Origin of the sequence: Stenotrophomonas sp. I18B00994 (genome assembly GCF_014145825.1) — a bacterium.
In the GTDB taxonomy this organism is placed as follows: domain Bacteria; phylum Pseudomonadota; class Gammaproteobacteria; order Xanthomonadales; family Xanthomonadaceae; genus Stenotrophomonas; species Stenotrophomonas maltophilia.
The window spans coordinates 57,625-82,845 of the sequence record NZ_JACIUW010000003.1 but is presented as its reverse complement, the minus strand read 5'-3'; the positions used below and the strand labels follow the sequence as shown (position 1 = coordinate 82,845).

The 25,221-nt window shown below is 62.1% G+C and carries 22 protein-coding genes; 15 read left to right on the top strand and 7 right to left on the bottom strand.

Annotated elements, in window-relative coordinates; translation table 11 throughout:
- Nucleotides 1-82 precede the first annotated feature (82 nt).
- Nucleotides 83-523, top strand: a complete 441-nt coding sequence (locus H4O10_RS04115) for a DUF2231 domain-containing protein (protein ID WP_049454301.1) — start codon at nucleotides 83-85, stop codon at nucleotides 521-523.
- Nucleotides 516-1,826 (top strand): sorbosone dehydrogenase family protein, encoded by a 1,311-nt coding sequence (locus tag H4O10_RS04110; protein ID WP_049454295.1) that lies wholly within the window; start codon nucleotides 516-518, stop codon nucleotides 1,824-1,826. The genes H4O10_RS04115 and H4O10_RS04110 overlap by 8 nt, the downstream gene beginning before the upstream one ends.
- A 147-nt stretch (nucleotides 1,827-1,973) precedes the next feature.
- On the opposite strand, the gene H4O10_RS04105 is transcribed toward H4O10_RS04110, so the two are convergent.
- Nucleotides 1,974-2,624: an exopolysaccharide biosynthesis protein gene (locus tag H4O10_RS04105; protein WP_049454297.1), complete on the bottom strand. Its 651-nt coding sequence runs from the start codon at nucleotides 2,622-2,624 to the stop codon at nucleotides 1,974-1,976.
- Between the two features lie 149 nt (nucleotides 2,625-2,773).
- Between H4O10_RS04105 and yidA the strand changes: the two genes are divergently transcribed.
- From yidA to H4O10_RS04090, 3 genes are all read left to right on the top strand, one after another.
- Nucleotides 2,774-3,607, top strand: a complete 834-nt coding sequence (gene yidA / locus H4O10_RS04100; RefSeq protein WP_049454299.1) for a sugar-phosphatase — start codon at nucleotides 2,774-2,776, stop codon at nucleotides 3,605-3,607.
- A gap of 372 nt (nucleotides 3,608-3,979) precedes the next feature.
- Nucleotides 3,980-6,298 (top strand): TonB-dependent receptor, encoded by a 2,319-nt coding sequence (locus H4O10_RS04095; protein ID WP_033835661.1) that lies wholly within the window; start codon nucleotides 3,980-3,982, stop codon nucleotides 6,296-6,298.
- Nucleotides 6,299-6,463: 165 nt separating this feature from the next.
- A complete protein-coding gene (locus H4O10_RS04090; protein WP_033835660.1) occupies nucleotides 6,464-6,850 on the top strand; it encodes a hypothetical protein in 387 nt (128 codons plus the stop codon).
- A gap of 195 nt (nucleotides 6,851-7,045) precedes the next feature.
- Here H4O10_RS04090 and H4O10_RS04085 read toward each other — a convergent pair whose 3' ends face one another.
- Complete coding sequence (locus H4O10_RS04085; protein WP_012481486.1) at nucleotides 7,046-8,545, bottom strand: YifB family Mg chelatase-like AAA ATPase; 1,500 nt, start codon at nucleotides 8,543-8,545, stop codon at nucleotides 7,046-7,048.
- A 558-nt stretch (nucleotides 8,546-9,103) separates the two neighbouring features.
- Here H4O10_RS04085 and H4O10_RS04080 point away from each other — a divergent pair.
- The 5 genes from H4O10_RS04080 (at nucleotide 9,104) to H4O10_RS04060 (ending at nucleotide 15,042) form a co-directional block, all read left to right on the top strand.
- Nucleotides 9,104-9,289, top strand: coding sequence for a hypothetical protein (locus tag H4O10_RS04080; RefSeq protein WP_141097866.1), 186 nt, complete (start codon nucleotides 9,104-9,106; stop codon nucleotides 9,287-9,289).
- A 66-nt stretch (nucleotides 9,290-9,355) separates the two neighbouring features.
- On the top strand, nucleotides 9,356-10,648 hold the full coding sequence (locus tag H4O10_RS04075) for an ABC transporter permease (protein WP_161801842.1): 1,293 nt from the start codon (nucleotides 9,356-9,358) through the stop codon (nucleotides 10,646-10,648).
- Nucleotides 10,645-11,880: an FtsX-like permease family protein gene (locus H4O10_RS04070; protein ID WP_049453847.1), complete on the top strand. Its 1,236-nt coding sequence runs from the start codon at nucleotides 10,645-10,647 to the stop codon at nucleotides 11,878-11,880. Before H4O10_RS04075 ends, H4O10_RS04070 begins: the two co-directional genes overlap by 4 nt.
- Nucleotides 11,881-11,904: 24 nt before the next feature.
- Nucleotides 11,905-13,977 carry a peptidase domain-containing ABC transporter gene (locus tag H4O10_RS04065; RefSeq protein WP_080353459.1) on the top strand — a complete coding sequence of 691 codons (2,073 nt, stop codon included), beginning with the start codon at nucleotides 11,905-11,907 and terminating at the stop codon, nucleotides 13,975-13,977.
- Nucleotides 13,978-13,995: 18 nt separating this feature from the next.
- On the top strand, nucleotides 13,996-15,042 hold the full coding sequence (locus tag H4O10_RS04060; protein WP_049453844.1) for a radical SAM protein: 1,047 nt from the start codon (nucleotides 13,996-13,998) through the stop codon (nucleotides 15,040-15,042).
- 84 nt (nucleotides 15,043-15,126) lie between these two features.
- Here the strand turns inward: H4O10_RS04060 and H4O10_RS22245 are convergent, their stop codons facing one another.
- Nucleotides 15,127-15,453, bottom strand: a complete 327-nt coding sequence (locus H4O10_RS22245; protein ID WP_242880803.1) for a hypothetical protein — start codon at nucleotides 15,451-15,453, stop codon at nucleotides 15,127-15,129.
- Nucleotides 15,454-15,715: 262 nt separating this feature from the next.
- Here H4O10_RS22245 and H4O10_RS04050 point away from each other — a divergent pair, with 262 nt between their 5' ends.
- Nucleotides 15,716-16,474 carry a carbon-nitrogen hydrolase family protein gene (locus H4O10_RS04050; protein WP_049454269.1) on the top strand — a complete coding sequence of 253 codons (759 nt, stop codon included), beginning with the start codon at nucleotides 15,716-15,718 and terminating at the stop codon, nucleotides 16,472-16,474.
- 99 nt (nucleotides 16,475-16,573) lie between these two features.
- Here H4O10_RS04050 and H4O10_RS04045 read toward each other — a convergent pair whose 3' ends face one another.
- The 4 genes from H4O10_RS04045 to H4O10_RS04030 form a co-directional block, all read right to left on the bottom strand.
- Nucleotides 16,574-19,273 carry an XVIPCD domain-containing protein gene (locus H4O10_RS04045; RefSeq protein ID WP_080353470.1) on the bottom strand — a complete coding sequence of 900 codons (2,700 nt, stop codon included), beginning with the start codon at nucleotides 19,271-19,273 and terminating at the stop codon, nucleotides 16,574-16,576.
- 41 nt (nucleotides 19,274-19,314) lie between these two features.
- On the bottom strand, nucleotides 19,315-19,977 hold the full coding sequence (locus H4O10_RS04040) for a DUF1629 domain-containing protein (protein WP_024957931.1): 663 nt from the start codon (nucleotides 19,975-19,977) through the stop codon (nucleotides 19,315-19,317).
- Nucleotides 19,978-20,077: 100 nt separating this feature from the next.
- The gene (locus tag H4O10_RS04035; RefSeq protein WP_239591861.1) at nucleotides 20,078-20,614 is read right to left on the bottom strand and encodes a cold-shock protein; all 537 of its coding nucleotides are present in this window, start codon (nucleotides 20,612-20,614) and stop codon (nucleotides 20,078-20,080) included.
- Between the two features lie 105 nt (nucleotides 20,615-20,719).
- Complete coding sequence (locus H4O10_RS04030; protein ID WP_049454268.1) at nucleotides 20,720-21,076, bottom strand: hypothetical protein; 357 nt, start codon at nucleotides 21,074-21,076, stop codon at nucleotides 20,720-20,722.
- A gap of 630 nt (nucleotides 21,077-21,706) precedes the next feature.
- On the opposite strand from H4O10_RS04030, the gene H4O10_RS04025 reads away from it, so the two are divergent.
- The 4 genes from H4O10_RS04025 to H4O10_RS04010 all read left to right on the top strand — a co-directional run bounded on the left by H4O10_RS04025 (nucleotide 21,707) and on the right by H4O10_RS04010 (nucleotide 25,028).
- Entirely contained in the window at nucleotides 21,707-22,297 is a 591-nt protein-coding gene (locus H4O10_RS04025; protein ID WP_049454266.1) for a DUF998 domain-containing protein, read from the top strand.
- A gap of 260 nt (nucleotides 22,298-22,557) precedes the next feature.
- A complete protein-coding gene (locus tag H4O10_RS04020) occupies nucleotides 22,558-22,887 on the top strand; it encodes a hypothetical protein (protein ID WP_049454264.1) in 330 nt (109 codons plus the stop codon).
- Between the two features lie 809 nt (nucleotides 22,888-23,696).
- Entirely contained in the window at nucleotides 23,697-24,161 is a 465-nt protein-coding gene (locus H4O10_RS04015) for a hypothetical protein (protein WP_180845660.1), read from the top strand.
- A gap of 261 nt (nucleotides 24,162-24,422) precedes the next feature.
- Nucleotides 24,423-25,028, top strand: coding sequence for a hypothetical protein (locus H4O10_RS04010; RefSeq protein WP_180845659.1), 606 nt, complete (start codon nucleotides 24,423-24,425; stop codon nucleotides 25,026-25,028).
- The last annotated feature ends 193 nt before the right edge of the window (nucleotides 25,029-25,221 follow it).

Genomic DNA, 25,221 nt, shown 5'->3' with positions numbered 1-25,221 from the left:
AGCCCCGCCGGGTATCATCGCGCGCCCTCACATCGCGCTGTGTTACTACAGCCCGTGCACCCTTCCGCATCGGAGCACGATGATGGTCAACCCTCTGGCCCAGGCCCATCGCGGCCTCGGCACCACGCTGTTCAGCCTGTTGAACCCGATACCCTTCGGCTTCTTCGTCGGTGCACTGATCTTCGACGCGATCTACCTCAACGGCGCCGAGGTGATGTGGGGAAAGGCCGCCGCCTGGCTGATCACCTTCGGCCTGCTGATCGCCATCCTTCCGCGCCTGATCAACCTGTTCGCGGTCTGGCGCCGCAACGGCACGGCCACCCGTATCGACCGCATCGACTTCTTCCTCAACCTGGTCGCGGTGGTGCTGGCCATCTGGAACGCCTTCGTGCACAGCCGCGATGCGTATGCCGTTGCAGTGCCGGGCACGATCCTGTCGGCGTTGACCGTGGCCCTGATTGCCCTGGGCTTGATCCTGCTGTCACTGCAGCCGCCGGTGCTGCAGGGAGGTCGTCATGGCTAAGCACATCCTGCCCACCGTGGGCGCCCTGGCGCTGGCCGTGATGCTGTCGGCCTGCGCCGGCAAGGCTGAATACCATCCCGCCGACCAGTCGGGCCCGCAGCCGCCGCTGCCCAAGCCGGCCAACTTCCTGATGCCGCCGATGCAGGTGCCCAAGGGCGTCGGCTGGGCTGATGGACAGACCCCCACGGTGGCCGAGGGCCTGAAGATCGAGCGCATCGCCGCCAACCTGCAGCATCCGCGGCGCCTGCTGTCCCTGCCCAATGGCGATGTACTGGTGGTGGAAGGCAACGGCCCCGGCGAAGAACCGGTCACCACGCCCAAGCAGTGGATTGCCGGCAAGGTCAAAGCGCGCTCGGGCAAGGCCGGCAAGGGCGGGAACCGGGTCACCCTGCTGCGCCGCACGCCGGGAACGAACACGTGGACCCAGCATGTCTACATCGAGGGCCTGCATTCGCCGTTCGGCATCCAGCTGATCGGCGACACGCTGTACGTGGCCAACACCGGCAACATCATGCAGTACCACTACGTGCCCGGCGAAACCCGCATGTCGGACAAGGGCCGCGAGTTCACCGACCTGCCCAGCACCATCAACCACCACTGGACCAAGGAACTGCTGGCCAGCCGTGATGGCCGCAAGCTGTATGTGGGCGTGGGCTCCAACAGCAACATCACCGAGAACGGCCTGGCCGTCGAATACCGCCGTGCGGTGGTGCTGGAAGTGGACGTGGCCACCCGCGGCAGCCGCATCTACGCCTCGGGCATCCGCAATCCGACCGGGCTGGACTGGGAGCCGAGTACCGGGAAGCTGTGGGCGGTGGCAAACGAACGCGATGAGATCGGTGCCGACCTGGTGCCTGACTACCTCACCTCGGTGAAGGAAGATGGCTTCTACGGCTGGCCCTACAGCTACTACGGGCAGCACGTGGACGAACGCGTGCAGCCGCAGCGGCCGGACCTGGTGGCCAAGTCAATCGTGCCGGATTACGCCATCGGCTCGCACGTGGCGCCGCTGGGGCTGCTGTTCTACACCGGCCAGGCGCTGCCGACGCAGTATCACGGCGGTGCCTTCATCGGCGAGCACGGCAGCTGGGACCGTTCACCGCTGAGCGGCTACGAAGTGGTGTATGTACCGTTCAAGGACGGCAAGCCGACCGGGCGCCCGCAGACCGTGGTCAGCGGCTTCACCTCGAAGGACGAGAAGACCCTGATGGGCGCACCGGTGGGCATGGCGATGGATGCCGAAGGCGCGCTGCTGGTGGCTGATGACGTGGGCGACGTGGTGTGGCGGGTGTCGGCCAAGTAGCTGTGTAGCGTCGAGCCATGGCCGAAGAACATCCGGTAGAGTCGACTGTCAGTCGACTCGAGCGCGCAGCGCGTGCTTCCCCGGTAAGCAGCGAAGGGCAGTCGACACTACCCTGTCGACTCCGCCCTGCCGGTTCTGCCACCGGGTTCAGCGTGCCCGGAACCCGCTGAACACCGACTCGGCAGCAAACCCCACGCCACCCAGCAGTACGCCGAAATACACCACCGTGGCCACCACGAAGCCATAACCGGCCGCTACCGCTGCGCCGTCGCGCTGGATGAAGCCGATGGCGAAGGACATCAGCGCCAATGCGGGCAGCGTGTTGCTGAAGGGAATCGGCCCGGCCGGCGCCATCAACAGCAGGGTCGCGAACACCAGCATCAGGTTGTTCAGGCGCATCATCTTCTTCGAGCGCACCATCACCGCCAGCCGCATCGGCCGCGACAGCCGCTCCATGCGGTGCACCCATTTCAGCGCACGGCCGAGGTTGGTCTTCAGCTTGTCGGTGGCGATCTCGCGGCGGGCCAGCTTCTGTGGCACCCACAGCGGGCGGTTGCGCACCCGGCTCAGGCCGATCAGCAGGATCGAGGCGCCAAACACCGTACTCAGCCCGGGAATCGACACCGGAATGATGAAGATGGCCGAGAGCAGGATCACGATCAGCAGCAGGCCCTCATCGCCCAGCGCGCTGAGCAGGGTGCCGACGCTCACCTGGTCGCCGGGCAGCTCGTCGATCATCTGCTCGATCTGCTGGGCCAGGGGCGCGCTGTCATTGGTTTCGGGGGCACGGTAGGTCATGCGTCGCAAGGTTCTCCAGGGAAGGGCGGTCAGCGGGCCGTCCTGCGGTGGGGGACGCACAGGCCTCTGCAGTATCCCGGCCAACGTAGTCAAAGAGGTGAACCGGGCATGAGGGGTTAAACTGGCGTGCCCCGCACGAGTTGAACGCAATGGACATGGGCCGCAGGCAATCGACCATCGAACTGGTCGCTATCGACATGGATGGCACCCTGCTGGACCCCACCCACACGCTCACCGCCCGGGCCAAGCGGGCGATCGCGCAGGCGCGCGCACTGGGCGTGCACATCGTGCTGACCAGTGGCCGCCCGGTTCCGGGCCTGGCGCCGTACCTGCACGAGCTCGGCATCACCGGCAACGACGACTACTGCATCGCCTGCAATGGCGGCCTGGTGCAGCGCATCGGCACGCGCGAAACCGTGGTCGATTATCCGCTCAGCTTCGACGACTTCCTGTTCTGCGAGCAGGTGGCCCGCGACCTGGGCGTGCACTTCCAGGCGCTGGACAGCCAGCGCATGTACACGCCCAACCAGGACATCAGCTACTACACCGTGGCCGACTCGCATCTTTCGCGGATGCCGCTGTCGTATCGCCGCGTGGTCGACATGGACCCGTCCATGTCCTTCATCAAGCTGATGATGATCGACGAACCCGACGTGCTGGATGCCGCCATCGCGCGCCTGCCCACCGACCTGACCGAGCGCTTCGCGGTACTGAAGAGCGCGCCGTTCTTCCTGGAAGTGTTCGACCACCGCGCCGGCAAGGGCCCGAGCCTGCAGAAGCTGGCCGAGCACCTGGGCATCGACCGTGCCAACGTGATGGCCATCGGTGACCAGGAGAACGACCTGACCATGCTGCAGTACGCCGGCACCAGCGTGGCGATGGGCAATGCCATCGACGCGGTGAAGGCGGTGGCGCGGTTTGAGACCAGCAGCAATGCTGATGACGGCGTGGCGCACGCGATCGAGCGTTTCGTCCTGCAGTAGCCGCGCGTCCCTCTGCTCTGGTAGCTGCCAACCTCAGCTGCCCCGGTAGGTGCCAACCTTGGTTGGCACACACAAACGGCAAGCGCCGACCCAGGGGCTATACCCACGTATAGCCCACCCATCCCTTCCGCCATCGGCGCTGTACCACCGCGCAATGGCGAATGCGGCAGTGCGATGCAAGAATTCAGCACGTCGAAATCACCCCACCGAATCCCACGGCAGATGATCGTCTTCCTCTGCCACTGACCGGCACGCACCGCGCCGTCGCTCCCTCAACGCAATCGCACCGCCAGCCAGGGCGCCGACACCGGTGCTGCAACGCGCTGGGCGTGCGCCTGCGCCGCTCTCTCCCTGCACCCTGGATCTACTGCCATGAACACCCCACCCACGACGCGCCTCGCCCTGGCCATCATCGCTGCCATCACCGCACCTGCGTACGCTGCAGAAACGCACGATGCCGCGCACGACACGCCCACCACGCTCAACGCCCTGCAGGTGATCGCCACACCGCGCGGCGCTGCCGTGGCACCGACCCAGGTGGTCGGCCCCAACCGTTACATCATCAAGGCCGAAGACCTTGATGCGATGGTCACCGGCAACAACGGCCTGGCCATGCTCAAGCAGGTGCCCGGTGCCAGCTACACCGCCACCGACGGGCTGGGCCTGGATATCTCGGCCACCAGCCTGTTCGTGCGCGGCTTCCGCATGAATGAAATGGGCATCACCTTCGAAGGCGTGCCGCTGAACGACAACGGCTTCCTCTCGCTCACCGGCACCAGCGTGGTGAACGTGGGCGTGCCCGATGGCATCGGCGCGATCACGGTCAGCCCCGGTGGCGCACCGGTCAGCGTGTTCTCCAGCAGCGTCAACGGCGGCAGCCTGGAATACCGCCTGCGCGAGCTGCAGGACACGCCCAGCCTGCGCGTGAAGCAGGGCGTGGGCAGCAACAACACGCTGGTCACCACCGTATCCGGGCAGAGCGGCCAGCTCGGCGAGCATGGCCCGAAAGTGCTGGTCGACCTGCAGCGCGTGTCCGCCGACAAGTACCAGGGTGGCGGCACCCAACACTTTCTGCGCGGCGATCTGAAGTTGCAGCAGGATGTGGCCTGGGGCGATTTCACTGTGTTTCTCTCTGACAGCAAGGCAAAGGTCTGGGGCTACAACAACATCTCCTTCGACATGATCCGCAAGCTGGGCTGGAAGGCCGACATCTTCTATCCAGACTATGCGTGGGCCTGGTACGTGGCCTCGCCGGAGAATGCGGACAAGTCCTGCGGCGCCTACACCTGCGGTGAGTTGTCCGAACTGATTCCCTACGACACCGGCCAGACCACCCGCGACCGCGTGTCCTCGATCAACCATCGTTTCCAGATCAGTCCGGCGCTGAACGGCAACGTGCAGCTGTACAACGCCAACAGCCATACGCAGGCCACGCTGACCGACCCGACCGTACCGTCGCCCAACGGCGCGCCATTCTCCGAACAGGTGCAGACGCCGCGCCTCAACCGGCTGGGCGGCATGCTCAACCTGCAGTTCGAGGCGGGCGCACACACCTTCACCGCCGGCTTCTGGCAGGAGAAAAGCAAGGCCGCAGCCAAGACCGAGTGGTACCAGCAGCCGCTGCTGGGCGAGGGCCCGCCGCTGAAGGCCACCGGTCCGTTCGATGTGTATGGTCCGGCGTTCAAGACCGACAACGCGTCGAGCTGGGTGACCCGCTCGCGCCAGTTCTACCTGCAGGACGACATCGTGCTGAACGACACGCTGAAGCTGGGCGTTGGTTTCAAGGCTGTGGACTTCCGCACCAGCGGCGGTGGCCTCGGTGATGCCAAGGACCGGCCGGTGAACGGCACGCTGCGCGCGAAAAGCAACTTCCTGCCGCATGTCTCGCTGTTCTGGAGCCCGACTGAATCCACCGATGCCTTCATCGACCTGGCCAACACCATGAACGGCTATCGCGTTGCCCAGCGCGGCAACATCGGCTACACCGCCTCGGCATGGACCATCACCGACCAGGAAGAGTTCGACCGCGTGGCGGGCACGCTGCGCCCGGAGAAGAACTGGAACCTCACCGTGGGCGCGTCGCATCGCTTCGATCGGCTGACGATCACCGGCGATGTGTTCTACAACGACATCCGCAACCGACTGCTGTCGGCTGCCATCGGCACCCAGTTCGCACAGATCAATACCGTGCGGTTGATGCCGAAGATGCACGTGATCGGTGCCGACCTCGGCATCACCGCCGACCTGAGCGACCACCTGCAGTTCTACCAGGGCGTGGCCGTGGCCCGTTCGTACTACGACAGCGATTTCGTGGTGGGCGACACGGTCTACCCGATCAAGGGCAACGCCCAGCCGGGCTACCCGCAGATCTCGCTGGTCAGCGACCTGTCCGCGCACTTTGGTGACTGGCGCTTTGGTGCCACCAGCACCTCGTACCTGCGCCAGCCCTTCACCTACGAGAACGACATCCGCGTGCCGACCTTCTGGCAGGTCAACACCTATGCCGCCTACCGCTTCGGTGCGGACAGCGCGGTGCCCGGCCTGGAGCTGCGGCTGGACGTGAGCAACCTGTTCAACCGCCACAACATCGGCACCGCCACCATCGCCGGCTCGTCGTTCTCGGGGGATTACCAGACCCTGCAGCGCAGCGCGCCACGGCAACTGATGTTCAGTACCTTGATGACGTTCTGAGGCAACGAAGGCCGGGGTCAGAGCCCTTTGCTGCGCAAAGGGATCCGACCCCGCAGCCATCCCGTGATCGGGGTCAGATCCCTTTGCGCAGCAAAGGGCTCTGACCCCAGACCCAGCTTTGCGCGGCCGGCAGCGATTTTCCGGCAACGACGCAAGGTTCCCACAATGTTGCTGGGTCATGCTGTCGGCATGGCTCAGTACAACCCGCGAACCCCGTTGTTCGGCATCCGGGGCCCAGAACGGCCCCGGCAGGCGCTGTCCGTGGCGCCTGTGATCGACCTGCAGGCCGAGTACCAGTTCTGGCACGTCTACGAGCGCGTGGTCCGTCCGTTGCCCGGTGGGGGGCTGCGGCTGGCCTGGCTGGTGTGCCAGAAGGTGTACCGGGACCGGTGGCAGCACCCGGACGACAGCGACGAGGCGGCGTTGTCGCGGGTGCTGTTTGGCGGGAACATGACGGCTGACCGGGCGTCGGAGCTGGCGGAGCTGCACGCGCTGGTCAGCCGTCGGGTGGCGCTGCTGGCGAAGCGGGGGCGGGTGGATTCCGCGGCGTGATGGCGGGGGCGGCATTAGCGCCGCCAGGCGGCCATGACCCGCTCCGGCACCATCGCACCATCCGTCGCCATGACCCGCTCCTGGTAGAGTCGACTGTTAGTCGACTGCTCTTCGCGTCGGCCCACCAAGATGCCGCGCTTCGCGCGCGAGTCGACTAACAGTCGACTCTACCAACGACCACTCGGGACGGTGCTTCTAGGGCTTTCCCCGGTCCAGCTGCCGGTAGCCAATGGCCTCAGCCAGATGGGCCGTTTGGATCACCTCGCAACCCGCCAGATCCGCAATCGTGCGCGCGACCCGCAGAATCCGGTGCATGGCTCGCGCGGAAAGTTGGAGGCGTTCAATCGCCTGCTCCAGCAGATCCTGATCGGCCTCGCTCAGCTTGGTGCACGCACGCAGCGCCGCTGGCGGCAGATGCGCATTGAGCGCGCCACGCGCCTGCTGCCGGGCATGGGCGGCCTCCACCCGTGCACGCACCGCAGCACTGGGCTCACCCAGCGGCGTGCTCTCCCGCAGCTCCACCGCGTCCATCCGCGTCACGCCGATATGCAGATCGATGCGGTCCAGCAACGGACCGGACACCCGCGCGCGGTAGCGATTGATCCGTTCGTCGCTGCACAGGCAGCGGTTGCTGCGGTCACCGGCCCAGCCGCACGGGCAGGGATTCATCGCGGCCACCAGTTGGAACCGCGCGGGGTACTGCACGCTGCGTGCCGCGCGGGCGATGCGGATGTGGCCGGACTCGAGTGGCTCGCGCAGGGTTTCCAGTGCGCTGCGGTTCCACTCTGGAAGCTCGTCAAGGAAGAGGACTCCATGGTGGGCCAGTGATATCTCACCGGGGCAGGGCGGGTTGCCCCCACCCACCAGCGCCGCCGCACTGGCACTGTGATGCGGTGCCCGAAAGGGCCGCTGCCGCCACCGTCGTGGGTCCAGTCCTTCGCCACTCACCGATGCAATCGCGGCCAGCTGCAGCGCCTCAGTCTCTTCGGTATCCGGCAACAGGCTGGGCAGGCGCGAGGCCAGCAGTGTCTTGCCGCAGCCAGGACTGCCGATCAACAACAGATGGTGCCCACCCGCTGCGGCCACTTCCAACGCGCGTCGTGCGTGCGCCTGCCCGCGCACGTCGGCCAGATCGGGCAGTGGCAACGGTGTCGTGTCCACGCGCTCCACGGGCGGCAACAGGCGCGGATTGCCCAGCCCGGCGCAGCACTCCAGCAGCGTGCGCGCCACACGCACATCGGCGTGCTCGGCCAGTGCGGCCTCCGCCGCATTGCCGGGCGGCACCACCAGGATGCGCCCGGCTTCAGCGGCGGCAATCGCGGCCGGTAGTGCACCGGCCACCGGCCGCAGCTCGCCGGTCAGCCCCAGCTCGCCCAGAAACTCGTATTGAAGCAGCGACTGCGGATCGACCTGGCCGCTGGCCGCAAGAATGCCCAGCGCAATGGCCAGGTCGTAGCGCCCGCCTTCCTTTGGCAGATCGGCGGGCGCCAGATTCAGGGTGATGCGCCGCTGTGGAAAGTCGAAGCGAGCGCAGAGCAGGGCGGCTCGCACACGCTCGCGGGATTCGCGCACGCTGGTTTCGGCCAGGCCAACGATCTGGGTGACAGGCAGGCCGCCAGAGAGATGCACTTCCACCCGCACCAGCGGGGCATCGACCCCGGCGCGGGCACGGCTATGGACCAGCGCCAGGCTCATGTGTGGATTCCTGCAGAAGGGCGCTCGATGGTGCGTTACGCGACCTGCAGCGGACTATCGGGATTTGGTGTTGAGGTGGCTAAGAACATTCCGACCAACTCCGGCCCCGTTCGACTGGCCATGAGTGTTCCCCCCAGTTCCGCTTCCTCTTAGAACTGCTGGTATGCGACGCGACAGGATCCGTGATAGCTACCAGCGCTGGAGAAACGGTGATTGGCGAAGAGCTACGGCATTCATTTCAAACGCGGCAGGGCCGTATTGAGTGATCACGTCCGCGATATGACGTGTTCGGACACACTTTTCTTCTGCCTCCGACGGCCACGACACCAAGTCACACGCGCCGCCGTCGAACTTAATCCCAACCATTTCAAAGGATTGGCCAAGGAAGCATTGCCACGTTCCTCTCAGATAGAGGAAACCTATTGGATGCCTGCCGTAGACAGTGAAAGAAACGAAGCCAGATCACCCGCGAACGGAAACATCGAATTTGCCGAGCTCCGGCAGATCCCCTCGGACCAGAGAATCCGATGTGGACAATGACAGCACCATGGAGATGACATGAACGAGCTGAAAGAGCGTGGCAAAGATTGCTATCCATTCGTCTACGACGAGAACGGCCTTTGCGAAGTGCGTGATCCACGTGCCATTGAATTGCTCGGAGCCGGCGGCGTCCAAGCGTCCGGAGCAGTCTGCAAAGTCAACAGCGGAAACTGCGTTTCCGGTTGCGCGTGTAAAGCATCCTGATCGCTGATGGGAGTGCGCCGCCGATCCGGCGGCGCACGTGCTGCATGTAATCGGGGAGATGCATTGATGCGCTACGCGCTTCAGCTCGCGTTGTTGGGAATCGGAAGGTCATGGCTTCTCAGTCTGTTGATTGTCGCTTCGCTGGCAATCGGCATCAGCGCGTTTGCGACAATGCTGATGGTCAGGATTGGACTGAGTGCTGATCCTGCACCAGCCGTCAGCCGAACGCTTTATCACGTAGAGCTTGATCTTAGGGATGGCTCATCCCGGGAGTCTGACAATAGACGGCTTCCCACAATGGCGCTACACGACGTGAAAGCGCTCTCGGATCGTACTGGAGTGCCGAGCGCAGCGACCTCATCATCCTGGTTGCCCTACAGACCCTACGGTTCAGAGCGTCGAGCGGGCATGCTACCAGTAAGGGGATTCACCTATGGCGCGCAGTCAGTATTCGATCTTAACCTGATCTCGGGGAACTTCTGGCGAAGGGAGGATGATGACGCCGGCAGTCGGGTGGCCGTTATTTCCCGCTCCCTTTCCAGGGAGCTCTTCGGAACGGAATCGGCGCTCGGCAAGGAACTGGAACTCGCCACAAGGTCATTCGTGATCATAGGGGTAGTCGAGGACTGGAATCCTGCACCGCGATTCCATGACCTTCGTGGGGGCGCATATACGGATAACGAGCAACTGTACATTCCGCTGTCATCGTGGATTTCGCTTCCGACTGACTATGGAATGGGAGGGATGACCTGTTGGCAAGGTGTTCTTGACGACCCGAACCACCCCTCCTGCGCATGGCTTCAGTTCTGGGTCCGATTGGAAAGTGCCTCCACGCTTGATGCATTCCGGGTCGCGCTGAAGAACTATGCGGAAGAACAGATTGAAGGCGGCAGGTCGACTCACGCCTATCCCAATGTGACGTCGTTGTTGGAGTGGCTGGAGATCAATGACGTCGTTCCGGAGGATGTCCATACGCAACTATGGTTTGCGATAGGCATACTGATCATCTGCCTGGTGAATGCTTCCGGGTTGTTCCTTGCTGGGTTCGTTGACAACGCCAGGGAAACTGGCATTCGAAGATCATTGGGAGCAACGCGGCGGGACGTGGCCATGCAGTTCGCACTGCAATCGACCATGCTGGGAACCTTGGGCGGCGCCCTGTCCGTTCCCTTGGTACTGGTTGGATTCCATGTTGTCAAAGAGCTTGCGCCAGAGCATACGGCGCATCTCTCACTTCCCGTATGGCTTCTTCTGCTTTGTCCGGTCATTGCGTTGTTCTCTGCGATGTTGTCGGCCGCAGTGCCTGTTTGGAGGACCAGTCGCCTGCCAGCATCCCTTCTCACTGGAGAGGCGCGATGATGTTCATCAGTTCGGCATCAATGACAATCAGATCGCTACCAAAGCACGCCGCCATAGCCGCATTGCTGATCGTCCAGGTTGCCATCGCCATGGCGGTACTGTGCAATCTGTTCACTGTAGTTCTGGATGCGTCACAGCGAAGCAGGGCGCATTCAGGTCTCAGCGAGAGCCATATCGCTGTTGTCCAGAATATCGGAATCATCGGTCTGGAGGAGGCTGCGGCCAGCTCGGCTGCCGGTTTGCGCGCGATGCGCGCAGTGCCAGGGATAACCATGGCGGCGATCGGTCCAGCGCCATTTGCAGTGGAGCGGGGGGACGTCTACCTGGAGCCCTCCAGGGAGCTATCGGCGGCCAGACCCTATATCTACTTTGGAAGTGAGAGTCTTTCCGACACATTGGGTGTCTCAGTTCTTCAAGGTGTTGGTCTCAGAACGCTCCGAGCGCCTGCGGTGGAAGACGCACTGCAGGCCGGCGGATCGCTGCACGTTCCGGCTGTGGTAACCAGCAGCCTATCCAAACGTCTATTTCCCGCAGGCAATCCCCTCGGGCGGATCATTCATGCCGAGGTATGGGGTAGCTACCCGATAGCTCTGAGAATCGTAGGAGTTGTCGCCGACTTCAGAAGTGCATCCACGCGCTCCCCAAGCGACAGCGATGCCGTGATTGCGGAAGTGAAAATTGAAAGTGAGAGCATCGGCGGCCTGTATGTTGCCCGGCGAAGTTCCTCCTTTGATCATCGAGGGAAGCAAGGGCTACTCACCGCGCTCTCTCTTTCGATGCCGGGGTTTGTGCAGGAGCCAGTTCGCACAGTGGCCGAACTGAGAGTGAGAAATTTCAGTAAGGATGTGGCGAGATCACAGATGCTCCTGCTCGTCGCGACAATCGTGACAGTATCGTCGGCGCTGGGTGTATTTGGTTTGACTCATTTCTGGGTCTCCCGCAGGCGCTGGTCCACGGCGATCCGTCGCGCGCTTGGTGCGTCGCGGCGTGATGTAGTTGTCCTCTTCGCAACCGAGAGTGCACTGATATCGAGTATCGGCGTGCTGGCCGGGATGGGGCTGGCGATACTTATGAATGTACTCCTGGGGCGCCAAGTGGAACTTGTTCCGGTAAATGGGCTGGCCATGGTGGCAGGTGCGGGCGTGACGTTCTTTGGCTGCTCGGTGGCCGCAATCATCCCGGCGTTCAGCGCGGCCAAAGTGGAACCGGCGTTGGCCTTCCGGTTGCGCTGAGATCAGCATCGGTAGGGACAGAGAATGTTGACTTTCTGGAAGCGATGGAAACGAAGAAGGGTCGGCGTGGTTCTCCAGTCGGAGTCGACTGAGTGTGGCCTGGCCTGTCTGGCAATGGTCGCATCCAGATATGACAAGCGGATAAACCTTCGGTGGCTGAGGCGCCGATACATGGTTTCCCTCCGTGGTACGACAGTAGGGCGAATCTCGCAGATTGCGTGCGAGCTCGGTCTGCAGCACCGCGTGTTTGCGGGACGGGCAACAGCGCTTCGATGCATCGAGTCGGAGTGCATCCTGCTGGTCGATGGTGGGCACTTCGTCGTCATGCAAAGAGTGAGCCCGGATCGCTTCAGGTTGCTCGACCCTGCAGCTGGTGAGATTGCAGTGTCTTTTGCCGAACTGGAGAGGCGATTCTCGGGGGCGCTGCTCATGTTCACCGGCGGAAGAAGACAGTGCGAGGAGTTCGCTGTCGAGACCGGTCCTTGGCAGACATTGGCGTCAGAAGTGCATCAGCAGAAGCACAGGTATCTTCCAATAGTGCTGCTGGCCATTGCGGCAGAGATCCTCTTGGTTGTATCGCCCCTCTATCTCCAGACCATCATCGATGGCCTGCAGATTGCTGATGCGGCCTTCAATCCAGAGCGCCTATTGGTGATCTTCGTCGCCATCGCCGCTGCCAGGGTCTTGGCAGTGGCGTCCCGTTCCATGCTGACCGTGAAGCTCGGAGCTAACATCATCGGTGCGCTTTCGACGAAAGTCTTCGGGAAGATCCTGAGTCTTCCTCCAGCGTACTTCCTGCGTAGGCATCCCGCTGATGTTATATCCCGACTGAGTTCCGTGCACGAGGTGCAAGAGATCGCGTCCTCCAAGATCGTTGAGTGCACGGTTGACTCAATTGCGCTGCTCATTCTTCTGGTGGCGTGTTGGTTTCATAGCTCGCTGCTTGCGGCGCTGGCCGTAACGGGAGTGATTGCCTGCGTCCTGGCGCGCGTATTCATGTCGGACGATGCGGGCGTTGCCTGCAATGTTCTTGCAAGCCGGCTTTCTTCGCAGGATCGAGAAGTAATAGAGACCGTGCGCGCCGCTCAGACAGTCAAGGCCAACGGTGCGGAGCGCGTGAGGGAGATGCGATTCCGTGAAAGCAATGTTGGATTGATCAATGCGAGTACCACGCTTCAACGGATATCCATTGCCTCCAGCTGCGCGAGTGATCTTATTCTCGGCTTGACGAGGATTGCAGTCGTCTACATGGGCGCTCTTGCTGTGCAAGAAGGTTCGATGTCGATCGGTGCTCTGGTAGCGGTGGCGATCTATGTGGAGATGCTGGGCCAGCGTGCGAGTTCAATCGTACCCAAGGTCATGGACATACGGATGGCCCGAGCGCACTTGCAGAGAATTTCGGAAGTTCTTTCCGAGGCTGAGGAGGAGCGCACGCCATGGGAGGTGGCGGGAAGTCATCGGGATTCGCTTTCGATTAGGTGTCGGGACGTCGGCTTCCGCTACTCGAGTGATGACCCTTGGGTGATCAGAGGCTTGAATGTGAGTATTGAGGCCGGAGAGATGGTGGCAATTGTTGGTCCGTCGGGCGTAGGTAAATCAACGCTGTTAAGAATTCTTACCGGATTGATCCCGCCAACCGAGGGCGTAATGGAGATCGATGGTCGCGGTGTGGAGCGTGGCCAGATTGCCAATCTGCGTAGCCATATCGGAACAGTGCTTCAGCAGGACGCGCTGCTTTCCGGAACCGTCCTGGATAATGTAACGCTGGGTGAAGTTGCGGATGTGGATGAAGCCTGGAGCTGCCTGCGCGCCGCAGGTCTGGACGCCTTTGTGTCGGAGCAGCCAATGTCGCTCGGTACGCAGGTGGGGGATGAGGGGCGCCTATTGTCCGGTGGCCAGCAGAAGCGGCTTCTGCTCGCACGCGCGCTCTATCGCGCCCCCAAAATTCTTGTTCTGGATGAAACGCTGAGTCAGCTTGATTATGACGCGGAGCAGCAGATTCTGGTCACGCTCCTGGCGCTGAAAATGACCCGTGTCATTGTCACGCACCGGGTTCGTGCCTTGCCTGAGGATGTACGTGTGATAAGGCTGGGTTGATCAACGGAGGAGGAATGAATGGAGACGTTTCAGGAACGATTGAACAAGCGGTTGGAGCTTACGATCATGCCAACCGAGAAATGCAACTTCCGATGTGTGTACTGTTATGAGGATTTCGAGATCGGTCGCATGAGGGCCCCAACGATCAAGGGGATCAAGGCACTTGTTCAGCGGCGGGTGGAGGAGCACGGATTGAAGGAACTCCGTGTCGAGTGGTTCGGGGGTGAGCCACTTCTTGCAAAGATGGTGGTTCTGGAGCTTTCAAGGGCATTTCATGCCCATTACTTGTCGGGGGCTCTGGATCTGCTCGATTGCAGCATGACGACGAATGGGTATGAGCTGACACCTGAACTCTTCAATGAGCTTGTAGGCCTGGGTGTGAACTTCTTCCAGATTTCGCTTGATGGAGACGCATCTGCCCACGACGTGACTCGCCGATACGCATCGGGAGCAGGAACGTTTCAACGAATCTATGAGAACCTGCTCGCAATGAGGGAGTCTGCGCTGATTTTCACGGTGATGTTGCGTGTACACATCATGCCGGGAAATGAAGAGAGTCTTCGGGACCTGTCGAGTCGGCTTTGCAGCGATTTCGGCGGTGATGAGAGATTCACGATCTATCTGCGCGACATCTCGAACCTGGGCGGGCAAGGGCAATCGTTGAAGTTGATCAGCCATGCCGAGGCGGTGAGGATTTCGAGGGAACTTCAAGCCGACTTTGAGAGCGAAGGGTTCAGAGTCGAGAACGGGGTCGAGACGGAGTTCGAAAGCCAAGTATCAATCTCGGGGCTCTCGGATTCAAATGCGGAACTCCAGGCCATGAGCGTGTCGGGACTGCGGGTCAGTCATGTCTGCTATGCGGCCAAGCCCAACCATATGCTGATCAGAGCCGATGGTCGCATAGGGAAGTGTACCGTCGCGTTAGCAAGCGCAGGGAACGTGGTGGGGGCGCTGGCGGAAGACGGGACGGTGGCCTTGGACCCCGCAAAGATGAAATTCTGGGCACGTGGATTTCTTTCTGGCGACGCGACGGAGCTTGGCTGCCCACTCATGACCCGTAGCTGATGAGGGACTCCTGGCGCGCGATCTCCGTTCTGACGGAAGGTCGTGCGTCGGCTTCCGCAGGCAGGATGAAGGAGCAATCTTTGCCTACTCTGCGCCCTTCGAATTTGCGCATGGCCATATTCGGCGCTTCAGCTTCTTGCGGGTTTTCAGCAGCACGGCACGCTGTACTTTGAACCGCTCGCGTGTGGCAGTAGCAGGCGTTGCCAGGCAAGCCTGCAGGGCATGCGGAGCAGGCGCTTGCGCATGCGACCCGGCCAAGTAGGGCCGTGGCAGGAGTGGTGTGTCCACGTGCTCCACGGGCGGCAACACGATCTGCGTGACAGGCAGGCCGCCAGAGAGATGCACTTCCACCCGCACCAGTGGGGCATCGACCCCGGCGCGGGCACGGCTGTCAACCAGCGCCAGGCTCATGTGTGGTTTCCTGCGGATGGATGTTTGATGGTGCGGCAGGCATTCGGCACGGCGCCATCGGGCATTGCGGGTGAAACGGCTAGGGGGATTCCGGTCAAGGGCGATCCTTCGCCCTGAATAGCCATCGCTGCGCATCAGGAGTCGCCTCGCTGAAGCGTCAAGATCGCCCCTCGATCCCCGATGGATGCACTCAACCGGCGGTTGCATAATCAGCGTACGAGGCGGTTCTTGCTTCGGCCTGCGTCTGAGTAGAGAGGATGGAATGAAGATTGTTGCAGCACAGATGCGATCAGCCCCTGGCGACATCGATGGCAATATCGAACGGCACGTGCACTTCATTGAACGGGCCGTCTCGTGTGGCGGTGCGGCGGTCTTCTTTCCGGAGATGTCGCTGACCGGCTATGAGCCACGGTTGGCCGAACAGCTGGCAATGACCCCAGATGACGCGCATCTGGAGGTATTCCAGTCTCTGAGCGATCGGCACCAGATTCTGGTCGCAGTCGGCGGGCCGTATCGCGGCAACGACGGGCCGGAGATCGGCATGTTCGTCTTCCGCAGCGGTCAGGCACCGGCTGTCTACACCAAGCAGATGCTGCATGCCGACGAACTGCCTTATTTCAAGGCAGGAACCACGTCCCTGTCAGTAACCCTTGGAGAGGAAATTCTTGTCCCCGCCATCTGCTTCGAGTCGCTACAGATGGAAAGTGCATTGCGGGCCAAGGACGCGGGAGCGACGGTATACGTTGCCAGTGTTGCAAAGAACATGATCGGTATGGAGCGGGCTCACCGCCACTACGCAACAGTCGCGCGGGAGCTTGGGATGAACGTGTTGGTATGCAACGGCGTGGGCCATGCCGATGGATTCGAGATGACGGGAGGGTCCGCCGCCTGGGACAACAGGGGGGCGCTGAAGTGCCGCGCCGGAACTGGAGACGAGGCATTGGTGGTGTATGACCTCGCAGATCAGAGCGGTAGTGCCGTGACACTCCCAGCAATGGGCACGCTCGGGAGTGCGGGCTAACGCCCGGAAGGCTTGAGATGTTCGGAGGGAGCATTCGCCTGATTCCGTCCAGGCAGGAACCCTGGCGTTCTCATGAAGAACCCAAGCGTCACGTTGCCATCAACCCAACCGCGGCCCCTGCCGGCTCTCTTCCTGCTGCCGTTCCTGCGCTTGTGCCAGCTGCTGCGACTGCTCCCGATCCTGAGCGCCGAGGCTCCGGTTGGCCGCTGCATACTGCTGCTCCGGTGCGACCGCCAGGGCCTCCTGTGTTGGCATCTGCACCCGGTTGGCGGCGGGGTCCGATGACGCGCCCGGTCCTGAGCGCGTCACGAACAGCGTGGAGCCCGCAGCATGGGCTTCGGTGGCTTCGTTCAGTGCCATGTCAACTTTGTCGCTGGGCTTGAACCCGGCTTCTGCTGCAAGCCGGTACGCGCTGGCCAGCAGGCGGTCGCTGTTCTGGTCCCACGGCTTGTTGTTCTTCTCATCCAGCATGGCTACCGACGAGCGCAGCTGTTCCAACAGCCCGCTGCCATCTGGGCGCAGGGCCGTGCCGTGGCGCCGGTCTACGTCAGCGTCGTGCTGCGTGGCAGGCCTGGAAGTGTGTGGCGGCGATGCATTCGGTGCGGGCTCAGGTGAAGTTGGCGCGCGCGGCAAGGCATCCGCGGGCTGCTGCTCCGCGGTCGAGCGCTGCACGTGTGCCTGGGCAATCTCCTGTGGCGTGGTGACGCAGACGATCTGCATGCGCTCGTCATCTTTCCCGGCCAGTGTGGCCAGCGAGCCATCCTTCTGTACCTGCAGCATGAACGTACCGAGGTCGGGCACGGCGCGTGCGTGATCCTGGGCAACGGCGGCTACGGCGTCATCAATCTCTTCGGCACTGCGCACAATGCCGGCACTACGGTAGGCGTCCACCACCTGACTGCGCAGGCCGTATTCGGTTGGCGTGGGGTTGGCCCGGGCGATGTCGGCCATGGACGTCAGCTCCTGTACGCCGGCCTGCTGGCTCTGGCGCGTACGATTGAGCTCCTCGACGATGCTGCCCTCGGCCGGGTTGGTGCCATACAGCCAACCCGGCGTTTGCCACTGCCCGTTGGGGTCCTGCGTGTACTTCTCGCCGTTGGAAGCGCGCAGGGGCTGCGTCTGGGTCAGCGCGTTGGTGATCACCTCCGGTACCGGCTCAATGGTGGCGAACTCGTGCCAGTTGTACTGGTTGAACGCCACCTGGTAACGGGCGGCAAGCGCCTCCGGCGTGTTCAAGGCGTTCTGGGCAATGATGCGCTGCGATTCCCGTTCCAGTTGGCCCGACTTTTCCGGGCTGACAGGCACGCTGTAGTCAAAAGGGACGCGTCCATCAATCATCGAGTGGATGGAGAGGTTCCATTCGCCGTTGTGCGGATTGCGCACGTAGTGGCGGTTGGTTTCAAACGGCTCGCGCGGCGGCGTGCTCTCGCCGCCTGCATCAAGCTTGAAGGGGTTCTGCGGCTTGGGCAGGTTGGCCATGCCCAGTGAATATGAGTCGTTGGCGGCCTTGTAGTTCAGCTCATCCAGCAGCCGGCCACCGGCGACCATGGTGGTCTCGCGGTAGCTTCCGTCGGGTTGCGGCGTGCGCACGCTGCGGCTCCAGGTGCCCTTGGCATCTTCCGGATCGCGGTTCCATTCGTTGCCGCTGCGGTCCACCTGGGTGTAAACGGCTTTCTTGTCCTGGTACTGCGCCCAGTACTCACCGCCGAAGCCACCGGCCACGCCGCCCAGCAGCCCGGTAGCCAGCGCACCTGGCCCGGTCCACGATCCGGTGAACAATCCGTACCCCGCGCCCAGCAGGAAGCCGCCACCGAAGCCGCCTGCAGTGCGCCCCACGAAGTGGGTGGCCGCGGATTTTGCGCCGGCGTTGTTGCCCTCGCTGTGCAACTCGGCCACGCGGTGGCCGGTGATGGCGAAGTCCACGGCCAGTGCGGCAACACCCGCGGCCCCGAGTACGCGCGCGCCGGTGATCTGTCCGCGCGCGGCGGCAGCTTCGGCGGCGCCTTCCGCAGCGCCAGCGCGCCCAGCAGAGCCGGCCAGTTCCGGAGCCGTGGTTGTCGGGCCAGGGCGCACGATGGTCAGTGGCATCTCCGGGTTGAACGCCGTACGCACGCGGGCCGCGGTGTGCTCGCTCAGCGGCAGGCGGCCGCCCTGGTTGGCCTCCTGGATTGCGGTGCCCAACGATGTGCGGCCCCCCCAGCGCTCGCTCAGGGTGGAGTTGCCGGATTGGTCGATGGCATCCAGCGCCGCCGTCACGTTGGCTTCGGAGTGGATGACGCCGCGCCAGCGCAACTCGGTCGGGTTGAGGGTCTTCAGTTCCGCAATCTGCGCGGCGTGGGTGCGCTGGTAGCCGTCCAGATCGGCGAAGAAGGTGCGGATCCTGGCGTTGGCTTCGGCCGGGGTCATGTTCTCCGGCGTGTTGGTGACCAGGTCGCCGTTGAGGATGCCGGCGCGAAGCGTGAACTCCAGGTTCTGGATGCGGGCACCCATACGCTCGGCGGCGGCAGCGCGCACATCCGGCGCAGAATCCTTCGCCAACAGCGCTCGGCCGTCGTAGGTTTCTGCGAGGTCGTCGAGAACGAACTTCAGTTGATCCGAGTACGCACTCAACGGGCCGCCCGAGTGCGGCGATATACCCAACCGGGTTGCCAGCGCGGGGTTCGCGGGCAGGTTGAGGATGTTGTCGGAACCGTGGAGCGTGAAATGACCACTCCTGGCAAGCGACTTCAGCAGCTGGCTTTGTTCGAACGCATTCTGTTCGATCAGATGGTGTCCCTGGAAAACCGGTGTGTCGGCCATGCGCACCACCTCATTCAAGAATCCGTTTGAAGGAGCTCGTCCTAGAGATCGGCTACATCGCGCAGCCGTACGCCGGAGAAGTTGGCGGCATTCAATGCATCAAACATCGCGCGGTCGCAGATGGGCGGTGCGCCCATGCGATCCTGGCGGAAGATATGGGCATCACCCACAACGTCCTGTTTGAACACCAGGCTGGCGCCGCCGACGAGGCTGTAAAGCTTCTCGTCCTCGCCGGTCTGATAATTGTGGTCGAGCTTGATTCTCACGCGGGACGAGGCTTCATCCAGGGCGTCGAGCCTGCGCAGCACATTGCCCAGGTAGTACTGGGGCCCGGGGCTGCCGTCGGCAAGGCTGAAGTCGCAGGCCACAAAGGCAAACGCCTGGGGGTCCATCTGCTCAAACAGCTGCTTCAACGGTTCCGACACAATCCAGATGCCAGCGAGCTCTTCCAGATCGCGTGGCATTGCGCCCTTCTCGGGCACATGAACCAGGTGGGGGCGCTCCGGATACTGGCCTGGCGTTCCATCAGGACGCGAGATGACATTCATCCCCGGATCGATCAGCTTGTCTTCGTTGGCGATCTCTATACCGGGTACCCCGCCGTTGCTCAGCAAGCCTGCGTCGATCAGGAAGAATTCGCCCTTGTGAGATGCGGCTTCGGCTGAAACTTCAGTGGCGGTCGATTCGGTCACGGGGGCTTCCATCATGGATGCGTGGGCAGAACGGGAAAAACCGTTGAGCCGATGCTAGCGGGGCTTCTGCGCAGCCACAAGTTGCGCCGAAACGGTGCCGAGGGCACGTGGTTCACGCGGCTCTTTTGGAATTTCGGAGCAATGCCGAGGATGATGCTGCCATTCCTTTCACTGCCTGCAATGGTCTGCTGGATAGGCGGAATGACGAGGGAGATTCCAGCCGAGGGTGGCCTGGGTCCCTGAACACGCAGCGCTGGTCATCAGGCACCGACCTGTCAAGGCGCCCAAGCCGTGCCTCAACCCACGAAGGCCCCGCACTTTCCACCAGCAACCGCCCCTGGCTCTGGTACAGATCCAGCCACCGCTCGAAGCTGATGCGCAGACGCTCGATGTCCGGTGCCCGCCACCGTGCATCGGCAGGCATGCGGATCAGCACGCGCGAGGGTGCGTTTTCCACGTCCATCACCAGCACGCCCTTGCACCGGATCTCGAAGGACGTCGCCCCGGCATGGCGCGCGTGCAGTTCAAAGCCCTCGTGGGCCTTCGCGGTCACAAAGCCGAGCGCATCACTGTGCAGCAGGCGGTAATCGGCCGGCCGCAGCTTCTGGTAGGCCCACACCTGATCGCCCGCAGGCTCGGGCCACCCCATCTACACCGCCGCCATGATCGAGGCGCACACCGCCGCAGCGGCAAGGCCGTGGTTCTTCATTTGTCACCCCAGACACAGGCAGAAACGTACGCGCCACAAGCGCGCTCAGTCCTTGGGCCGTACCCGTTCGTGGATGAACGCAGTAAGCGCCAGATCGGCCATCACCAGCCCCTCCATCACCCGGTCGCCCACGTACTGCTCAGGCTCACCGTTCTGGCGCGTGCGTTCGGCCGCCAGCAGGATCTCCTGCACGATGCGCTGGCCAGTGAGTGCGCAGTCGGCGTCGGACAACGCCATCTGCCGGCTGCGCAGGTGATGCTGCTCGGGCCAGGGTTGGCCGTCGGCCGCAGCGCCCGCGCCGATGGCGTGCAGGATGGCGATGAGGCTGTTGGGATCCAGGGCCGGGGCGGCCGAGGGCGCTTCCTGGATCGGGCGCGGGGGAGGGGAGTGCGGCGTGGTCATGGCGGGCTCCGTGCAAGCAGGCAGAAGCCGCCACCGATAAAGGTGGCGGGCAGAGCGTGGCTCGAAAACCGGTTGCTAGACAAAGCCGGCGGGCACGAGGCCCCCACGCCCCGCCCGCCATAGCCGGCAGACGGATTGCCAGCCGGCACCACGCGCGGTGGTGCCGGCTGGCAAGCGCAAACTTACGTCTAGCAATCCGGGTTTTCGAGTCCCGACCACCGATGCACGGTGGCGCAGTAACGATTACCTGCTGTTGTTCGGAATGCCAACGGGTAGGGGTCAATGCCGCCAAAACCCGAGACGCTTTTGGCATTGTCGCATAGCCCCGGATGCGGCGAGAGCCTTGGCGTGCTTGGCGCAGCGGGACTTCTGGAACGGAGTCGTCAGAACCTTCCGTCAGAGATGTAGGGCGCGGCAAATGCGACAGCATTGGTCCGACGGTCGCTGATGGATGCCGCGTATTTCGCCTCCATGCGTGAGTGACTTTCTGCCTATTGACCCCGTGGGGCGTCACGCAGAGTCTGACTACTGCTGTAGTCACCAGGAACTGTCCTGCCCGCAGCAGGAAGGTTCTGCGGCGTTCGAACGGACTCCACCCAATGGCGCAGGCCGCTACAAGGATCACTGTACGTGTTACGCCGCAATCGACTTCTTCTGTCTGCGGGTCTGCTCCCGCTTCCGTGGTTCCTGTTCTGGATCAGCGTTGCCGCCGTGTTTGCGCCGGGCTACAACCCGCTTGCACAACACGCCAGCGAGCTGCTGCAGGCGCCAACGCTTGCAAGCATCTGCGCCAGGATCGCCGCCATCGGCTCCGGTGTGGGCTTCGTGGCGTTCTCCATCGGGGTATGGCGGGAGTCCGGCCGCCGCATTGCCGTGGGCGCGATCTGCTGGATGATCTTTGGCATCTCCATGCTGACCAACGGCCTCTGGCCCATGGGCCATCCGATGCATGGCTTCTACACCATCGGTATCGCAAACATCATTGCACCGGCGATGTCGCACATCGAGTTGAGCGCGTGGTCTGCCAACCGAAGGGCGTATGCCGTGACCGCTGTGGTGAGCATCGGGGGCATCGTCTATCTCTGGTTGAACGTGGTGGGGGCGGACCCGGAGGGGTTCAGGGGGCTGACCCAGCGCGTGTTTTCATCGATCAACTCGCTGTGGCCATTCCTGGTGGCGCTGTATCTGCTGCGCAGGGGTTCAAGCGCTCAAGCGCGTTGAAGGGGCAGCCGGCGCTTTGATGGGGGCGCGCGACCGGAACATAGAGGATCGATCAAGGGCTTCTCGATTCTCAGGCCCCAGCTCCAGGTGATCTTTTCGGGATTCATGCCAGGGGGCTCACTGTTCAAACCGTGGGCGCTCTTCAACCATCTGTTCCTTGATGCAGGCACCTCGGGTGGCAAGAGGGGAAAGGTCGTGCGCGCCTTCTGCTATAAGTAGCGCAACCGCGCCCAGAGGGCCTTTTGGAAGATTGTGGACTCATGGAGTTGTACTGGCGCTTGTTCACTAATTGCACATCGCAGCAGGCGACTCTCAAGGTCGCGGCGCGGATGTTTGAGCAAGCAGGTCTTGAAGTCAGCAATCTCCACGCCGAGCCCTATCACAAGGGCGGCTTCATGGTGAGTGCCTGCTCCCATCATGCCGCGCAATCGTGGCCTGAATTTGTGGTTCTTGCCCTGGCTTCGGCTCAGTGCACCGGCCGCGGATGGCTCTTGAGTGGCTCAATTGCAGAAGAGCTGGATGCTTGGTCCAGCCATTCCTTGGTTTCCGGTGTTTCGTCTATCCATATCCAGGCGGAAAGGCGGGAGTGACGAATCGCTGGGGTAGATGCCTAGTTCTGGCATGAAGCAGCCCCATAGACCGAGGTCGCTAGCCGGTAATCATCTTGCAGTGGCGCGGTAAGAGTCGAGCTTGAGAATCGCGGATTCAGCTGGCCTGACGGGCTCATACTCTCGCGCCGGTGTTCCGCGATCTGGAACGCTCCTGCTCTTGCGATTGCTGTCCGCTCCTGGCCGAAAGCGGACGCAACCGACGCCGCAGAACCCTACCAATGATGCTAGCGTCCGCTCTCGACCCTGAGCGGACATCCGACGGAACGTACACTCGGCACATTGTTGGACCCGGTTATACATCGGCTTGTTAGCCGGACCAGTCGCCCTAAGATCGAGTCGCATCAAGTGAGTAGCCGCCGCTGGGCCTCTGCTGCTGGCCGCGCAAGGCATTGGGTCTGGGGTGGCCTTAGGGGCGTGGGCTGCGCGCCCGGGTGGCATGCGCTGACCGTTCCCGCCGCCCGTGGCAATGGCCTGGTGGCCCCCCTATTGTGGGGCCAGTCCTTTGAGCTTGGCGTACATGAAGCCCCCCACCAGTAAGACCACGCCCACCTGCGCCGCCTTGGCAATCCAGCGGTTTCGCTCTCGTCATGTCAGTCGGCCGCAGCCGTCGCACTGCGTATCGCGCTTGAGCTGCAGGTAGCCGCAGTGGTCGCAGGCAATGGTTCGATAGCGGGGCATGGTCCGGCTTCGGGATGATGGGCTTACAGCCTCGCGCTGAGCGGTCTCACAGGTTGAGACAAATACTCGTACATTAGGAGCCACAGCCGCTCCAAATGAGAGGGATATCAATGGGACTGTATGACCAAAGGGGATACCTTTTCTCCGATATTGACCTGCGCGCAACTATGGAGCACCAGCGAAGTGCCTTGCAGGCGGAAGTCGATTCGCTGGAGCAGAACCGCCTACTGAACACGTCAGAGCAGGACCTGATCGACTACTTCGTCGAAAAGTACACAGTTGAGCCACCCATTTTGCTTCGTGATGACATGACCGCAGATCAGCGCGAAACGAAAGTTGATGCGCGCCACCATGGACATCGCTGGATAAGTGACACAAGCCGCCCCTTCTACATTCCAGGCCAGCAGATAGATATCGAGATTCCGTTCACTGGGGAGGCGAATTTATTCAAAGCCCGGGCCAGCACATTCTCCAGCGCACCCCCGCAAGGCCGAGTGTCGAACCAAACGCTGATCCTTTCCTATCAGATTCCCCACGATATGGATCAGGATATAAAGCCGCAGCTGGAGCACTAACTCCAAGAGATCGAGAAGCACCTCGAATGGATTAGAAGCGATCTAAGGGGCTACAACAACTCGATCGCCGGCGTTGCAGAAACCGCGATAAGAAAACGAAGAGACCGACTTCTTGCCAATCAAGGTCGCGTTGCAGCGATCGGGATTCCTTTAAAAGTACGTGGGGAAGCTCCCAAGACATATGCTGCGCCTGCTATTCGCAAGAAAGTAGCCCCAACACTTCCCAAGGCCTCCACAGCACCCTTCGAACCAGAACCCACCATGAGCATGGAGCACTACGAACACGTGCTAACAGTGGTCCATAACATGACTCAGATGATGGAGCGCAGCCCATCGACATTCGCAACAATGGGCGAGGAGGTCCTTCGCGATCACTACCTCGTGCAGCTCAACGGCCAGTTCGAAGGGCAAGCCACGGGCGAGACGTTTAATGCCGCTGGCAAAACAGATATTTTGCTCCGCATTGAAGGAAAGAATGCCTTCATTGGCGAATGCAAGTTCTGGAAGGGGGCGAAGGCCTACGGCGAGACCATTGACCAACTGCTTAGCTATCAATCTTGGCGAGATACAAAGACTGCAATCCTTGTCTTCAGCCGCAACCGCGACACATCCAAGGTTCTTGAGGAGATAAAGAAGGCGACGGAAGTGCATCCCCACTACAAGCGCACTATCTCTTGGAAAAAAGAATCAGGCTTCCGGTTTGTTATGCACCACCCTTCAGACGCCAATCGAGAACTAATCATGACTGTTCTCGTATTCGACATTCCTGACAACACTACCGACGACCTACCAAAGAAAGGTAGCCCCGCGAAGAAGAAGCGCTGCCCCCCTTCAAGCCCACATGATGACAGCCGTGCGAAACAATGATGGCCCATCCATCAAATAGACAGCCTTTAGCTGCCCCCGTTGTGGGCGCTGAAAACGCAGCATTGGAGCAACTTTTTCATGGGGGGCATAATCAATCCAAGCGATGACCCGTTCTTCTATTTCATCGGCTTGCTACTGCAGTTCGGAACAACCTGTCTATGCCAAGTCCTGGCATACAGTGTCTGGTCTAACC